Origin of the sequence: Streptomonospora arabica (assembly GCF_039531585.1) — a bacterium.
GTDB classification, from domain to species: domain Bacteria; phylum Actinomycetota; class Actinomycetes; order Streptosporangiales; family Streptosporangiaceae; genus Streptomonospora; species Streptomonospora halophila.
Genome location: NZ_BAAAQI010000014.1, coordinates 1 through 15,727 on the forward strand (window position 1 = coordinate 1; position 15,727 = coordinate 15,727).

The window sequence follows — 15,727 nt, forward strand, 5'->3', positions numbered from 1 at the left end:
CCTGACCGGCGTCCAGGAACTGCTCACCGGCCAGGCCAACCCCAACGCGGTGCTGGCCGACATGGACGACGCCTACACCGAGGAGTAGCTCCGTGAGGTCGGCGTACAGCGCCGCCTCCTGCAGCAGAGGTGCGCCCGACCGTGGGGAGCCGCCGCGTCGATGGGAGCGCCAGCATCCCGGACCGGCATTTCGCCGGTGCGGGATGCGCCTTGCCCCGTCGGAGAGCACCACGAACGGGCATGAGGAAGGAGGGAGGGCGGCCTCGCCGGGGGCACAAGGGCGATGGCGCCCGCGCCTGCGTGGGAGGGGGCGGGAGGAACCCGACCGGCTCGCGCCTGTCCGGAGATCGCGGCGTTCGCACGACGGTCGCCGTACACGCGGTTCGTGTGTCCTCGACCAGCCGTGCGCGGGGCCGCCGGCTGCCGGCGGCCCCGCGGCCTTGCGATCGGCTACCGGCCGAGGCCCGAACGAGCCGCCGCGCTTGTCAGCACGGAGAATCGGACGTCACTGACGTCGTCGGCCACGACGAAGCGCCATGTCCCCGAGCCGACGCGGTAGACCGCATACCCCTCCCGCACCTCTAGGAAGTCGGCCTTCGGGGACGCCGCCACGTGCTCGGCACGTCGACCGAGGAGGGGCACATGGATCTCGCCTTCGGCGTTGGGCGGAACGACGGCCTTGAGGCGCAGGCCGCCTTCACCGTCGCGGCGCCAGCTTGAGGCGACCTTTCCCCGGACGGTCTGAGTGCCGGCCTCGGCATGGTTCAGGCCACTGGGAATGTGCGGTTTGATCCTCGCCGTCGCATATCCCGGTCGGGAGGCGGTGATCCCGGCCAGGTCGGCGAACATCCAATGGCCGATTGAACCGAAGAAGTGGTGGTTCAAGGATCGGGTGTCGGCGTTCCAGTGCTCCTGGAGCGACGTCCGTCCGAGCTCGATCCAGTAGCCCCAGCTCGGCTCCTTGGTCTGCGTCGCCACCGCGTAGGCCACGTCGATCTCACCGTGCTGCGTGAGGACGGGCAGCAGGTAGCGGGTGCCGACCACACCCGTGTCCAGCCGGTCTCCGCGCTCGCGGATGTCGGCGACGAGGTTGCCGACAACCGAATCGACCTGCTTCTTCGGCACGAGTCCGAAGGCCAGCGGCAGAATGTTCGACGTCTGCCGGTACTCACCCACACCGGGGGTCCGGTAGAGACCGGCCTCCTTGTCGAGGAACGCCGTGTTGAAGGCGTCCCGGATCTTGTCCGCGCGCTTCCGGTAAGCCGACGCCTGTTCGCCGTCGCCGAGGATCTTTGCGGTATCGGCCAGCAGGCTCGCCATGCGGTAGGCATGGGCCGTCGAGCTCAGCACCGGGCCCTCCGGCGGGTTTCCGCCCGGAGCCACCCAGTCGCCCAGGCCGACCGGGTATAGGTCGTCGGCGTCCCGTCGGGACTCCAGCCACGAAAAGTACCGCTGCATGCCGTCATAGTGGCGTTCGAGGACCCCGACGTCGCCCTCCGTCTCGTAGAGGTTGCGGGACAGCACGAACAGCGCCATGTCCCAGGCCGGGGTGGGGCCTTGGACGGCCGGCCACCCCGGCGAGCCCTCGTAGCTCCAACCCGGAGTCGGCACGATCGTCGGTAGCTCGCCCGAGGGCTTCTGCGCGTCCAGCAGGTCGTTCAGGAATTTCCGATGGAACCGGCTCGTGTCGAATTCGTAGCTCATGGTCGATGCCGTGAGCTGCGCATCGCCCGTCCAGCCGGCCTTCTCGTAGACAGGGGTGTCCGTGGGGACGTGTTGGTGGTTGTTGAGCAGGGCGCGCCGCGTGTTGTCGCGGATGGTGTTGAGCAGCTCCGAGCTGCTGTCGAAGTGCCCGATGGATGCGAAGTCGTTGTGCGTCCGCCGGCCCTGGACGGTTGCCTTGGTGGGTTCCGAAGGCAGGCCGCGGACCTCCACGAACCGGAATCCCTTGTAGGTGTAGGAGGGTTCCCACACCTCAGGCCGTTTGCCTCGGCCGAGGACGTAGGTGTCGGTCTGAGCGCGCGGCACGTCGTGGAAGTTGTCGTACTGCGGGACACGCACGAGGCCGTCGTCGCCGAGCCGCTCCCCGTAGCGCATCGTGACCTCGGTTCCGGCCTCACCGCGGACCTTCAGCCGGGCCCACCCGGCGATCTGGGCTCCGAGGTCGAACACATGAACACCGGGCTCGGGTTCGGTGATCTCGACGGGGGTGAGGGTCTCGGTGACCCTGACCGGTTCGTGGGGCCGGGCGCGCAGACTGCCATCAGGGCCCTCCGACAGCTCCGCCGCATCCCACGCGTCCGCGCCGTCGTAGTCCGGTCGGCTCCAACCGGGCTGCTCGCGCCGGGCGTCGTAAGTTTCACCGGCGAAGACCTCGTCGTACCTGGTCGGCCCCTCGGCGCTCGTCTCCCATTCCTCGTCCGATGTGACCCTGGTCGTCGAGCCGTCGGGATGGGTGATGACCAGCAGGGCGCGGAGTTCGGGATCAGACCACCACGGCGCACTGTCCCAGTTCCAGGAGTTGCCGGTGCTGATTCCGTAGAAACCGCGTCCGAGTTCGACGCCGATCGCGTTCTTCCCCTTGTCGACGAGCTCGGTCACATCGTGGGTCACATATAGGGCAGTGTCGCTGTAGTCGGTCTGGCCCGGATCGAGTACTGCGGTGCCCACGCGTCGGCCGTTGATCTGTGCGACGGAGTACCCGAGGCCGCTGAGGTACAGACGGGCCTTGGAGACCCGGCCGTTCGAGTCGAACTCGCGCCGGAAGCGCGGCGCGGGCGGGTGGTCGGCGCCGGGACTCCCGGGGTCCGGATCGCGACTGATCCACTCGGCGCCCGTCCACGCGGTGTCGTCGAGCAGTGCCGTCTCCCACCAGCTGGGAGAGCTCCATTTGGAGGCGGCTCCGTTCGTGCCCCACACGCGCACGCGCCAGTGGTAGCGCGTGGCCGATTCCAGGTTCCGCCCGGTGTAGGGGATGTGTGCGGAGGCGCTCTTCTCGACTCTGCCGGAGTCCCATACGTCGGCGTCGCCGTCGACAAGGGCGGATCGCGAGCCGGCCACCTGCACCTGGTAGGCGGTCTGGTCGGGGGCGCGCTTGTGCGCTTTCAGGCGCCACGACAGCCGCGGCTGCGCGACGTCGATGCCGAGCGGACTCGGGGTGTCCTCAACTCGCAGGTCGATCGGTGATGCGGCGGAGGTCCCTGCGGCGGCCGGCGCAGCCTGCATGGGAGCCATGAAAAGCCCCAGCGTCAGCACGAGCGCGAGGGTCAGCGATAGTGGTGGGCGTTTCAACATCGGCCTCTCCCGAGGGGGTGGGGGACACCGTCGGCCGGGGGTGCGCTGGCGGCACCGGTTCACCGACGGAAGGGAGGTGGGTCGGTCGTGGGAGCGCGTGCGGTGGACTCGGGCCCAAGGGCTGTTGACGGCCGGCGGATGCGGCGTCGCCGGAGTGGCTCAGAGCCGCGATGAGTCGGGGGAGGTGCCCGCGGTCGCCGGGGGAAGTAGGACACCTGATTGCGTTGAAACGTTTTATCTCGTGGCGAAAATTTAATGTCGATCACATTGCGGCGTCAAGACCTGTCCGGCGGTCGTCGTCTTGCAGCGAGGGTGGGGTCGCTCCCCGGCAGCGTGGCTGCTGCAGGGAGACCGCGTGGTCGCGGTCTACTTCGGCTCGCGGCGGCAGGAAGTAGAGTTGGCTCTAAAACAGATGAAACGCTTCGACCGCTACTGATGAGGGTTCGCTTGCCCAGCCCCCGCCTTCCAGTGCCGCCCTCTGCGCGTCCGGGGCGGCGGTGCGGTGGCAAGGGCCACGCTGTGCATGGCGCCTGGTCGTGGCCGGCCGTCCACCCGGGCGGCGGAAGCCGGAGCCCCGCGGCGTCCTGCGGCGGTCCCCACTGCGGGCGCAGCCGTGCCGGACCATCGCCACGCCGGAGTGCCATGTCGGAGCCGCCGCACCGTCCGCAGGAGCGTGACCTATGATTCCAGGAGCGACCGGCGATCGGCGCCGGTGCCGCCGCACACGTACGTGGGAACGGACATCGTGAAGACGGTGAGTATCAAGGAGGTCGCGAACGAGGCCGGAGTCTCGACCGCCACCGTCTCCAACGTGATCAACCGGCCGGACGTCGTCGCCGCTGCCACGCGCGACCACGTCCAGGCCGTGATCGACTCCCTGGGATACGTGCCCAACTCCGCCGCGCGCCATCTCAGCAGCGGACGCAGCACTGCGGTCGGTCTGGTGCTCTTCGGCGTACGCAACCCCTTCTTCGCCGACATCGCGCGCGGGGCCGAGGACGTGCTGCAGCAGGCCGGTCACCTGGTGGTGATGTGCAGTACCGACCTGGATACCGCTCGCGAGGAGGACTACCTCGACCGACTCGCCCAGCAGCGGATACGCAGCCTGCTGATCACCCCGGTCCACGTTTCGGACGCCTGGCTGGCGCGGCTGCGGGAGCGCGGCCTGAGCAGCGTGCTGATCCACAACTCGGCCGACCACCCCGACGTCTGCTCGGTGGCCGTCGACGACGCCCTGGGCGGCGAGCAGGCAGCCACACACCTCCTGGCCCGGGGCCACCAGAGCATCACCTTCGTCACCGGGCCGATGAACATGCGCTCTCCCAGCGACCGCTACCAAGGCTGCCTTCGCGCGATTCTGCGTTCCGGGCGGACGGAGCAGGCCCTTCGCGTGGTGGAAGTAGACGACTTCACCATCGAACAGGGGCGCCGGGCCGGAGAGCAGGTGCTTGCGGCCACCGATCCCGTCACCGCGGTCTTCTGCGCCAACGACCTGCTCGCCCTCGGCGTCATGCAGGCCGCCTTCCGCGGCGGCAAGCGCATCCCGGAGGACATGGCGATCGTCGGCTACGACGACATCGAATCCGTCGTGACCGCTGGCGTGCCGATGACCACCGTGCATGTCGGCGGCTACGACCTCGGCCGAGCGGCGGCGCAGCTGCTGGTGGAGGAGGAGCGCGCCCCGGAGGCCCACCGCCACCAGCGCAGGATGTTCTCCCCTCGCCTGGTCGAACGGTCCTCCACCTGAGCGCCGCGATACCGGACGAGTGCCCCGGTGGCGGATCCGGCGGCCTCCCCCGCCGGCGGTATCGGCGAGGGGGCCCCTCAGTTGCCGAGCCGCGAGGGCCTCCGCCGCTGCGGCCCACCGGCAGCCAACTGCAAAGACGCGGCGTCGCCGCGGACACGCTCCAGCCGGCCGACGGTGACCAGGACGTTCGCGCCGTACGTCGTGGCCGCTTCGATTCCCGCCCCCTCGGATGCGCACGAGGCCATGCGCCGGCACCGGCCACCGCATGAGGCCGAGCCCGTTCTGCGGCCGATGTGCCGCTCTACTCGTCTGTCCCGGTGCCGCCACCGCACTACGATGACCTGGGTGATCAGCCGGTTCGTACAGCGGGTGGGGGAGGACTGCTGAACAAGGTAACGGTGCGCGAGGTCGCGGAGTTGGCGCGTGTGTCACCCGCTTCGGTGTCGAACTACTTCCACCGGCCCGGGAAGCTCTCGGGTGCCACACGGGAGCGGATCCGCCATGCCGTCGAGACGCTCGGGTTCGTGCCCAACGATGCGGCGCGGGTTCTGCGCACCGGCACGAACGCGGTGATCGGCTACATCGCGTTCGAGCTCACGAGCGCGACGACGCCCGAAATCGCCCGGGCCATTGAGGAACGTGTGGCCGGGCGGGGCATGCACTTGCTCATGGCCAACGACGCGGGCTCGCGCGACAGGGAACGCAGCTACCTCCAGTTGTTCGAGAAGCAGAGGGTGAGCGGGATCATCGTGTCGCCGCTGGGCGACCTGGAGCCGGAGCTGGCGCAGATGAGGAAGCGCGGCATCGCCAGTGTGCTGAGCGCGCGGCGAGCGAAGACGGACGAGCAGGCTTCGGTATCCATCGACCATGTGGAGGGCGGCCGACTTGCCGTTCAGCACCTTCTCGAACGCGGCCACCGGCGGATCGGGTTCGTGGCCTCATCGCTGAAGCTGCAGCAGGTCGATGACCGCCTGCAGGGCGCACTGTCGGCGATCGGCTCCGTTCCCGGCGCCACACTGGAGGTCGTCCCCACGCCCGCGCGCACGGTCGAGGCCGGAGCCGCCTGCGCCGCGACCATCGGCGATCGCGAGCCCGCCCGCCGGCCTGACGCCCTCTTCTGCGCGAACGACCTGCTCGCGATCGGTGTGGTGCAGGCGTTCGTCGCTGTCCAGAGCATCCGCGTGCCCGACGACATCGCCGTGGTCGGCTACGACGACATCGCCTTCGCTCAGTCGACCGTCGTGCCGTTGACCACCATCCGGACCCCCCACGCCGATCTGGGAGCGGAGGTGGCCGATCTGCTCTTCGACGAGATGGATCATCTCCGCGGCGCGCCGTCGCCTCGCATCCGGTCTGCTGTCCGTCCACACCGGGAGTTCTCGCCCGAGCTCGTGGTACGCGCTTCGACCTAGCAGTTGGTAAATCCTTTTACTTCCTGGGTGAGATGTATTGACGCAGGCTTGTCCCTGATGCAGCGTTGTGTGCTGTCGCACGATTGAAACGTATTACCAACGTGCTGTCGCGGCGTCCGGAACCGCACCTGGAAGGGGACTGCTCGTGGCTGATACGGACCTGGCGCCTTCGGCGCGTCCCGACAGCAGGCACTGGAAGCTCGCGGTCGCTGCCGGAATGGCGTCGTTTCTCGACTCCGGCGCGATCATCTCCGTCGGCCTGGGCCTCGCGCTCTGGGAGGAGAAGTTCGGCCTGGACGTGTGGACGGTCGGTGTCCTCGGCTCGGCGCTGACCCTGTTCATCGCCGTCGGCGCCCTCTTCGGCGGGCGGATCGCCGATCTCTTCGGCAGGGGCCGCGTCTTCTCGGTCACCATCCTCGTCTACGCCGCAGCCGCGCTGGCCATCGCGCTTGCCCCGAACGCGGCCGTGCTGGTGGCCGGCGTGATCGTGATCGGGGCCGCCGCCGGCGCCGACCTGCCCACATCGATCGCCGTGCTCTCCGAGCGGGCCCCGACAGGCGCGCAGGGCAGACTGGTCGCCTTCACCCACGTCATGTGGACCGCAGGAGTCCTGTTCACGACCTCGCTCGGGTTCGCCGTATCGACGCTCGGCACTTTCGGCATCAGCCTGATCTTCGCCCTGCTCGCGGTCCTCGGCGTCGCCACGTGCGCCTTCCGCGCGTTCTACCCGCCGTTCAAGGAACTCGAAGCAGAGGCCGCGGCCCGCCACAGCGCGGAGGGGATCGATGCCGCCACCGCCCTGCCCCTGCGGACACTGCTCACCACCCGATCGTTTCGCACGATGCTCCTGCTGACCGCCCTCTTCTACGTGTTCTTCACGCTGGTCGCCAACACCTTCGGCGCCTACAAGACCTACTTCCTCGTCACCGTGGGCGACACCACCCAGACCACGGCGACCGCCCTGTCGTTTCTGACCACCATCATCGGCCTCGCCGGTACGGCCGTGTTCACGCGCATCGCCGACACGAAATGGCGCAGCCGCTTCTTCGCCGGGGGCGTCGTCGTGTTCACGGCGTGTCAGCTGCTGATCGCCATCACCGGCGGCACCGTGCTGCCGGCGATGATCGCCGCGCTCGTGCTCTACAACGTCGCGTTCCCCTTCATCGGCGAGGCGCTCTACAAGATCTGGACCCAGGAGTCGTTCCCCGTCAACGCCCGCGCGACGGCCCAAGGCGCGACCATGGCGGCGGCGAGGTTCCTCGCTTCGGGATTCGCCCTCCTGACCCCCGCTCTCATCGACTGGAGCCCGTCCGGCCTCTACTACCTGCTGACGGTGTTCTCGCTCGCCGTGGGCGTGATCGGAACCCTCATCCTCCGCCGGGTGCGCGCGTTCGAACACCGGCCGCCGGTCTCAGGCACGGCCGCAACCGCCGCGAAGGAGGCCCGGTAGTGCGCGAAGAACCTCCCGTCACAGTCAACACCCCGCAGGTCGGGCTCAGCGGCGAGCCGTTCATCGCCGAGACCGAGCCCCCCATCTCCTGGAAGATGAGCACGGCCGTTCCCGGCTGGACCCAGGCGTGTGCGGAGGTGGCGGTCGTACGGCGCGGGCAGGCGAGCACGGCCGAAATCACCGGCAGGGACTCGGTCCATGTCCCCTGGCCGTTCGCACCATTGGAACCCCGCGAGACGGTGCGCGTACGAGTGCGTGTCCACGGGGCGGACGGGTCCGCCTCTGCCTGGAGCGAGGAGGCCGAGGTGACCGCCGCGGCCCTGCCCCCGCAGCAGTGGCGGGCCCGCTTCGTCGGGTCGGGCGGGGAGGAGCCGCACCTGCTCCGCGGCACCTTCGCACTCGATCGCAGCGTCCAGCGGGCGCTGCTCTACACCACTGCGCTCGGCGCCTACGACGTCGAGATCAACGGGGCGGTACTCGACGACGCCGAGCTCAAACCCGGCTGGACGAGCTATCAGTGGCGGCTCAACGCCGAGGTGCACGACATCACCGCGCACCTGAGCCACGGCGCCAACGCGATCGGCATCGTGCTCACCGGCGGCTGGTACACCGAACGCTTCGGGTTCCGCGACGCGGCGCGCCGCTTCTACCAGGGCCCACCCGCGGCGGCGGCACAGCTCATTCTGGAATACAACGACGGCACCGAGGAGACGATCACCAGCGGCGCTGAGTGGCGGTACGCCCCAGGCCCTGTCGTCGCCGCCGGTATCTACCAGGGCGAGACCTACGACGGGCGGCGGAGCCTACCGGACTGGTCGAGCCCCGAATTCGACGATTCGGACTGGGTAGCGGTCGCGGTCATCGACGGCCCGGACGTAGTGCCCACGGTGCGATCGTCCCCGCCGGTGCGGGCGGTGGAGCACCGCCCCGTGCATCGGGTCGTCACCACCCCCAGCGGTCGGACGGTGCTGGACTTCGGGCAGAACCTCGTGGGTCGGCTTCGGATCCGAGTCGAAGGAGAACGCGGCCACACGGTGACGCTGCGCCACGCCGAGGTCCTGGAGGACGGTGAACTCGGCGTGCGTCCGCTCCGCAACGCGGCAGCCACCGACCACTACACGTTGAGCGGCGACGGCGAGGAGACCTGGGAGCCGCGCTGGACCTTCCACGGCTTCCGCTACGCCGAGGTCGAGAACTGGCCGGGCGAGTTCACCCCGGACCGCGTCACCGCCGTCGTCGTGCACAGCGACATGCCCAGAACCGGCGGCTTCACCACCTCACACGCGCTACTGCAACGGTTCCACGACAACGTCGAGTGGGGAATGCGGGGCAACTTCCTGTCGCTTCCCACCGACTGCCCGCAACGCGACGAGCGGCTGGGGTGGACCGGCGACATGCAGGTGTTCGCCCCGGCAGCATCGTTCCTCTACGACTGCGACGCGTTCCTCCGCTCTTGGCTCGACGACGTCGTATGCGAGCAGCGCGCGGCGGGTGGCGTGGTCCCCATGGTCGTTCCGGCGGTGATCCCGCAGGTTCCCGGACTACTCGACCCGGTCGCGGCCTGGGGTGACGCCATCACGGTCGTGCCCACCGTGCTCTGGGAGCGCTTCGGAGACCGTGGCGCGCTGCGTGCGTGCTTCGAGGCGATGGCCTCCTGGGTGGAGCTGGTCGAGGCGCGTGCCGGGGCGACTCTGCTGTGGCAGGACGGCCTGCAGTTCGGCGACTGGCTCGACCCCGACGCCCCGCCCGAGCGCCCCGGCGCGGCGAAGGTCGACGCCGACATCGTCGCGACGGCGTACTTCTTCCGCTCGGCGGAGCTCACCGGCCGGGCCGCTGCCCTGCTCGGACGCGACGCCGACGCACGGCACTACGCCGACCTGGCCGAGCGCGTGGCCGCGGCGTTCCGTGACGCCTACGTCACGCCCCAGGGCCGGATGATGTCCGACGCGCCCACCGCCTACGCACTGGCCATCGCGTTCGACCTCGTCACCGACGAGCGGCGCCAGGCGATGGGAGAGCGGCTGGCGCACCTCGTGCGCGCGTCCGGCTACCGGATCTCCACCGGGTTCGTCGGCACACCCCTCATCTGCGACGCCCTCACCGCCACCGGGCACAGCGCAGCGGCATCGCGGCTGCTGACCCAGACCGAGTGCCCCTCATGGCTGTACCCGGTCACCATGGGCGCCACCACCGTGTGGGAACGCTGGGACTCCATGCTGGAGGACGGCTCCATCAACCCGGGGCAGATGACCTCGTTCAACCACTACGCCCTCGGGGCCGTTGCCGACTGGCTGCACCGGGAGGTCGCCGGGCTCGCCCCGCTGGAGGCCGCCTATCGCACCCTCCGCATCGCCCCGACGCCGCTGGAGGATCTCGACGACGCCGCCGCCTGGCACGAGACCCCCTACGGCACGGCCAGAGCGGGATGGCGCCGCGAAGGCGACCGGATCCACTTCCACGCCGAGGTGCCGCCGAACGCGGCGGCTCGGGTCGAACTGCCCTCCGGTGCGACCTACGACATCGCAAGCGGGGTCCACAACTGGGTCGAGGAGCATCCGCGGTCGGTGCCTCCGCGCGCCAAGCGGGACCTGTCGAGCAGCCTCGCGGAGATCGTCGACGACCCCGAGGCCTACCGGGCGGTGCTCGCCGCGATCCGCGACACCGACCCCGAACGGGCCGAGGCCTTTCGGCGCACGACTCGCTGGACACCCGGTCGGCAGCTTCGCGAGCCGCTCAACAAGGCGCCCCTGCCCATCCTCGAAGCGGTCGAGAAGGCCCTGGAGGCCCTGCCGACGGAGCCGACCGACCGGGCTCCCAGGTGAGTACGCCGCGGGCCCCGCACTGATCGCGGTGCCCGCGGCCCTACGCGTGCGGTCGGAGACCTCTCCTCGAACCGGCTGATGCGCCGAGGGCTGCGGACAACCACCGTCACGGCCTCCGCGAGCGCGGCGGCGGCACCTCGGAACGGCGGATTCCGTCAGCGGGCCGGGTCGGCGGGTGCCGCTGTCGTGGGGCGGGTGGCGGTCCAGCTGGCCAGGAGTTTGAGGCGGTCCTCGGAGGTGGTGCCGGGTTCGGCGGTGTAGAAGGTCAGCTCGTGGGCGGCCGGGCCGGGCAGGGGCAGTTCCATGGACTGGTAGACCAGCTTCAGGGTGCCGACCTCGGGGTGGTTGAGCCGCTTGGCGCCGTCGTGGCGGATCCGCACGTCGTGGGTGGCCCACATGGTGCGGAACTCGCCGCTGAGGGTGGACAGTTCACCGACGAGTTGACGCAGGCTTGGATCGTCGGGATGGCGTCCGGTCTCGGCGCGCAGGAGCGCGACCGTGATGCGGGCGCCGGCCTCCCAGTCGACGAAGAAGTCGGCGGCGGCCGGGTCGAGGAAGTGGAAGCGGGCGAAGTTGGGGCGGCCGTGCCGGTCGGTGCTGTTGCTGTCGAACAGCGGGGCGTGCACGGACCGGGCGAGCGCGTTGTGGGCGATGACGTCGAGGCGGCCGTTGCGGATGAACCCGGCGGAGAGGGTCGCGGAGTCGAGCAGCCACTGGACCCGGGGCGGAACGGGCACGTCCTTGCGGCGCTGCGGCCTGCGGCGCGGGGCGCGGGCCGCGCGGGCGAGGTCGAACAGGTGGGTGCGTTCGTCCTCGTCCAGTTGCAGGGCCTGGGCGACCGCGGCGAGGACGTCCTCGGACACGCCGCCGATGTGGCCCTTCTCCAGCCGGGTGTACCACTCGGTGCTGACCCCGGCCAGCACGGCGACCTCCTCGCGGCGCAGTCCGGGCACACGGCGGCGGCTGCCGCCGGGAAGCCCGGCCAGCTCCGGAGTGATCTTCGCCCGTCGGCTGATGAGGAAGTCCCGGATGTCGGCGCGGCTGCCATCGTGCTGGTCCATGCCCCCACGGTAATCGCGGACGGCTGAGCAGGCAGGCCGAGTTTGTACCCCCGATAACCTCGGCCTCCTCCCTGCGCGGCACGGTCGGCTTCCTGGCACGGGCGCACCGGTCCGGGCCGGGTCCGGGGCCGGGACCGCTGGCCGCGGCCTGCGGTGCTGGTACGGGCCGTCGATGACCTCAAGGGGGTCGAGCCGGTACCCCCGATAAGTCCGACCTTCTCCGCGTGCGGGCACGGCGGTTTCCTGGACAGGCGGGCGCCACCGGTGCCAGCGAGCGTGAAGTCGGCGACGACGCAGCTGCCACCGCGCCGGCCCACCCACACACGAACCAGGAGACAAGGAGGCGCACGCATGCGTGGAGTCATCATGCACACCGCCGGGGACGTCCGGGTGGAGGACCGAGACGACCCGAAGATTATCGAGCCGACCGACGCGGTCGTCAGGCTGACCGCGACCTGCATCTGCGGGTCGGACCTGTGGCCGTACCGCGGCATCGAGCCCGCCGACCACACGCTCATGGGCCATGAGTACGTGGGCGTGGTCGAGGAGGTCGGCTCGGCGGTGGAGACCGTCGAACCCGGGGACTTCGTCGTCGGTTCGTTCGTCATCTCGGACAACACCTGCGAGATCTGCCGGGCCGGTTTCCAGTCCAAGTGCGTGCACGCCGAGTTCGTCCACGCCGGGATCGGCACCCAGGCAGAGAAGGCCCGCATCCCGCTGGCCGACGGCACCCTGGTCGCCACCCCGGGCCGGCCCGAGCCGGAGCTGGTCCCGGCCCTGCTCGCCGCCTCCGATGTGCTGGGCACCGGCTGGTTCGCCGCCGTCGCCGCTGAGGCGGGACCCGGCAAGACGGCGGCGGTCGTCGGCGACGGCGCCGTGGGCCTCATGGCGATCCTGGCCGCCAAGCAGCTTGGCGCCGAGCGGATCATCGCCATGTCCCGCCATCCCGAGCGGCAGAAGCTGGCCCGCTACTACGGTGCCACCGACATCGTCGAAGAGCGCGGCGATGCAGGCGTCGCGAAGATCAAGGAGATGACGGGCGGCCACGGAGCGCACGCGGTCGTCGAGGCGGTCGGCACCCAGGAAGCGTTCATGCAGGCCGTCGGCGCCACCCGCGGCGGCGGGCACATGGGTTATGTGGGCGTGAACCACGAAGTCCAGATCCCCGGCATCGAGTTGTTCTTCGCCGGGATCCACACCCTGGGCGGTCCCGCCCCGGTACGCCGGTTCCTGCCCGAGCTGATCCAGCTCATCTGGGACCGGAAGATCGACCCGGGCAGGGTCTTCGACCTCACCCTGCCGCTGGAGCAGGCGCCGGAGGGCTACAAGGCGATGGACGAGCGACGCGCCACCAAGGTGCTGCTCACGCTTTGAGGCGGCCGTTCACGTCCGCGGCCCGGCCCGCCTCGCCGAGGCCGGGGAGGCGGGCCGGTCGAGCACGTCGGGTGCCGCCTGCATGTGCGGGATCAGCTCAATGACGAGCGGGCCCCAAGGGCGATGAGGTGCCGCCCTTCACTGCGCTCGGGGCCCGGTGAACGCGGCCGCGCGACGCACAGGCCGGACAGCCTGAGGGGCCCGAGCGCTCCTCCAGAAGGGCGCCTGGCGTCGGTTCAGAGATCGATTCGCGGACTTGAGGAGACGAGACGATGGCATGAGTGCACAGCACGAGAACCGAGCCGGCTCGACGGGCCCCGCGATGGACCGGCGCAGCCTGCTGATGGCTGCAGGGGTCGGTGCCGCTGCCGTCGGCGCGATGTCCTTCGCCGGCACCCCGGCCTTCGCGCAGGGCAACGGCAACGGCGGCCCGGACAACTTCTACACGAGCGACAGGGTCACGGTCGAGAGGGCCGCCTTCGACAACCAGTACAAGATGTCGGTCGTGGGCAACCTATTCAAGCCCAAGGGGTTGAACGAGCGCAAGACGCATCCGGCCGTCGTAGGCCCAGGCCAGCAGCCGGTTATCGACCTGGTTGGCGTAGCCGGCATCGGCCCAGACCAGGCCTATGGACGGGAAGGCCGCGGCCGGCCGTTCCAGCTCGCGGCGTCCGCCGGGCCGGTCCTGGACCGAGGCGGAGGTCACCGCGCCCACGAGGACCAGCCCGAGCGTGTCGGTGACCAGGTGGCGCTTGCGGCCGGTGGTCTTCTTGCCCCCGTCGAATCCGCTCTCGGCACCGCCTTCGCCGGACTTGATCGACTGGGCGTCCAGCGCTGCGGCCGAGGGCGCGGCCTCGCGCCCGGCGGCCGCGCACCAGCTCCCGCAACCGGTCGTGGATGCGGTCCCAGGTTCCGTCGGCGGCTCAGGTGCGGTACCACCGGTAGGTGGCGTCCCAGGGCAGCAGGTCGCGGGGGATCATCCGCCACGGGCAGCCCGAACGCAGCACGAACAGGATCCCGTCCAGCACCAGCTGGTCGCCACCACCCCGGCCATGCTGGCGGCGCCGCGGGAGTACTCGGTCACCTGCACCGTGACCGCAGCCACACCGGCGAAGGGCTGGCCGCAGCCGCTGGGCGGCTTGGGAGGCGATCGGATGCTGTGCGGTGCTTTCGGCTATGCGGATTCAGTCGCCGTCGGCGGCGGCCGATGCGATCAGCCGACTCCGGGGGATGAGTTGCGGAGGCAGCCAACGCGCTCGCCGCCGGACGGGTGGAGGACGGCGGTCGCAGGATCGGAGGAGTGCTCGGGCCCGGGCATGGGCCAACGGACTTTGGGGCGTCCCAGGGCTTGGCGGGCGTTCGGCCGGGCGGTTGCCGGCGTGGGAGTGGGGCGTTGTGCTGGGGTGGAGTCGGGTCAGGTGTCTCGCCGCGCTTGGTGGCGAACTCGGGTGCAGGGGGCTGACCTGCGCAAACGACACAGTCCAAACATAAGAGCACCATGGGAGCACCAACGGCCCCGATCGCGCCGAGGTGCGAGCGCCCGCAGGGGTGTGACCTGCGATGATGGGCGCACCTGGCAGGATTCGAACCTGCGACCTACGGATTAGAAGTTGCCTGGTTGGGTGCCGCGGCCTGCCGCGTAGTGGTGTTTCGTGATGCCGTGTCCGATTAGTTCGGCCGTCCTGTGCCGCCGCATGCCGTCGCCTACCGCACTGGTCCGTACCCCCCGAGCGAATGCGGAGCCAGCTACTTCCTCTCTCTTCCGTGAGCTACTTTGAAAAGTACATCGAGACTTCGCGTATTCACCCGTTTCCGCCCACCGCCGGGCAAGTAGCAAGTATCCTGATTCGACCTCGCGACCCGCGGCGAGTTCCTCGTTATCCCTCACGCCGAAGGGGCGTCAAACATGACCGGATACGCCGTCGTGGACGTAGAGACAACCGGAATAACACCTGCCAGCCACCATCGTGTAATGGAAGTCGCCGTCGTGTACTTGGACGAATCCGGGAGCACTGTCGGTGAGTGGTCGACCCTGATCAATCCGCGCCGCGACCTCGGACCCGGTCACATCCACCGGATTCGTGCGTGTGATGTCCGCAAAGCCCCTGAGTTCGAGTACGTGGCCGGGGAACTGATCGCCCTGCTCACAGGACGGGTGGTGGTAGCCCGCAATATCTCCTTTGATGCCCGCTTCCTCGGCGCCGAATACGCGCGCCTCAATGTCCAGGTCCCTCTCTCCACCGACACCGGGCTTGCACGATGACCCTGGGGCGGCGCTACCTGCCCGCCGGACATCAGCGCTCCCTGGGCGGCTGCTGCCGCAGCGTCGGAATTCCTCTCACCAATGCGCACTCCGCGCTGGGCGACGCGCGCGCAACGGCTGCACTGCTGCAGCACTACCTCGATCTGACTCCCGCTCCCAGTCCGGGGTCGGCACTGTTACGCGACTGTGCACGCCTCGCATGGCCGGCGTTGCCGCGCACGGCGTTCACCCCGGTGACGCGTTCACCCGCTGGGGAGACAGAGGAGCACCTCCTGGACCGAATCGTTGAGCGGCTTCCTGCCGA

The 15,727-nt window shown here is 69.8% G+C and carries 9 protein-coding genes and 1 pseudogene; 6 read left to right on the top strand and 4 right to left on the bottom strand.

Going from position 1 to position 15,727, the window contains the following annotated elements; all coding sequences use genetic code 11:
- Positions 1 to 450: 450 nt before the first annotated feature.
- A complete protein-coding gene (locus ABD284_RS19310) occupies positions 451 to 3,294 on the bottom strand; it encodes a family 78 glycoside hydrolase catalytic domain (protein ID WP_344145453.1) in 2,844 nt (947 codons plus the stop codon).
- Between the two features lie 754 nt (positions 3,295 to 4,048).
- Here ABD284_RS19310 and ABD284_RS19315 point away from each other — a divergent pair.
- The 4 genes from ABD284_RS19315 (at position 4,049) to ABD284_RS19330 (ending at position 10,725) form a co-directional block, all read left to right on the top strand.
- Positions 4,049 to 5,041 carry a LacI family DNA-binding transcriptional regulator gene (locus ABD284_RS19315; protein WP_344145455.1) on the top strand — a complete coding sequence of 331 codons (993 nt, stop codon included), beginning with the start codon at positions 4,049 to 4,051 and terminating at the stop codon, positions 5,039 to 5,041.
- 398 nt (positions 5,042 to 5,439) lie between these two features.
- Positions 5,440 to 6,453 carry a LacI family DNA-binding transcriptional regulator gene (locus ABD284_RS19320; protein ID WP_344145457.1) on the top strand — a complete coding sequence of 338 codons (1,014 nt, stop codon included), beginning with the start codon at positions 5,440 to 5,442 and terminating at the stop codon, positions 6,451 to 6,453.
- Positions 6,454 to 6,598: 145 nt separating this feature from the next.
- Positions 6,599 to 7,903 (top strand): MFS transporter, encoded by a 1,305-nt coding sequence (locus ABD284_RS19325; protein ID WP_344145459.1) that lies wholly within the window; start codon positions 6,599 to 6,601, stop codon positions 7,901 to 7,903.
- Positions 7,903 to 10,725 carry a family 78 glycoside hydrolase catalytic domain gene (locus tag ABD284_RS19330; RefSeq protein ID WP_344145461.1) on the top strand — a complete coding sequence of 941 codons (2,823 nt, stop codon included), beginning with the start codon at positions 7,903 to 7,905 and terminating at the stop codon, positions 10,723 to 10,725. The genes ABD284_RS19325 and ABD284_RS19330 overlap by 1 nt, the downstream gene beginning before the upstream one ends.
- A gap of 155 nt (positions 10,726 to 10,880) precedes the next feature.
- On the opposite strand, the gene ABD284_RS19335 is transcribed toward ABD284_RS19330, so the two are convergent.
- Positions 10,881 to 11,786, bottom strand: coding sequence for a helix-turn-helix transcriptional regulator (locus tag ABD284_RS19335; RefSeq protein WP_344145463.1), 906 nt, complete (start codon positions 11,784 to 11,786; stop codon positions 10,881 to 10,883).
- A gap of 351 nt (positions 11,787 to 12,137) precedes the next feature.
- Here ABD284_RS19335 and ABD284_RS19340 point away from each other — a divergent pair, with 351 nt between their 5' ends.
- Positions 12,138 to 13,160, top strand: a complete 1,023-nt coding sequence (locus tag ABD284_RS19340; RefSeq protein WP_344145465.1) for a zinc-dependent alcohol dehydrogenase family protein — start codon at positions 12,138 to 12,140, stop codon at positions 13,158 to 13,160.
- 514 nt (positions 13,161 to 13,674) lie between these two features.
- Here ABD284_RS19340 and ABD284_RS19345 read toward each other — a convergent pair.
- Positions 13,675 to 13,995: pseudogene (locus tag ABD284_RS19345) on the bottom strand (transposase); the annotation flags it as partial.
- Between the two features lie 88 nt (positions 13,996 to 14,083).
- Complete coding sequence (locus ABD284_RS19350) at positions 14,084 to 14,344, bottom strand: transposase (protein ID WP_344145629.1); 261 nt, start codon at positions 14,342 to 14,344, stop codon at positions 14,084 to 14,086.
- Between the two features lie 722 nt (positions 14,345 to 15,066).
- On the opposite strand from ABD284_RS19350, the gene ABD284_RS19355 reads away from it, so the two are divergent.
- On the top strand, positions 15,067 to 15,423 hold the full coding sequence (locus ABD284_RS19355) for an exonuclease domain-containing protein (RefSeq protein WP_344145467.1): 357 nt from the start codon (positions 15,067 to 15,069) through the stop codon (positions 15,421 to 15,423).
- The last annotated feature ends 304 nt before the right edge of the window (positions 15,424 to 15,727 follow it).

Bases quoted from the DNA above. Each gene is read 5' to 3' on its own strand.
- ABD284_RS19310 (WP_344145453.1), bottom strand. From the start codon at position 3,294: ATGTTGAAACGCCCACCACTATCGCTGACCCTCGCGCTCGTGCTGACG.
- ABD284_RS19335 (WP_344145463.1), bottom strand. From the start codon at position 11,786: ATGGACCAGCACGATGGCAGCCGCGCCGACATCCGGGACTTCCTCATC.
- ABD284_RS19340 (WP_344145465.1), top strand. From the start codon at position 12,138: ATGCGTGGAGTCATCATGCACACCGCCGGGGACGTCCGGGTGGAGGAC.
- ABD284_RS19355 (WP_344145467.1), top strand. From the start codon at position 15,067: ATGACCGGATACGCCGTCGTGGACGTAGAGACAACCGGAATAACACCT.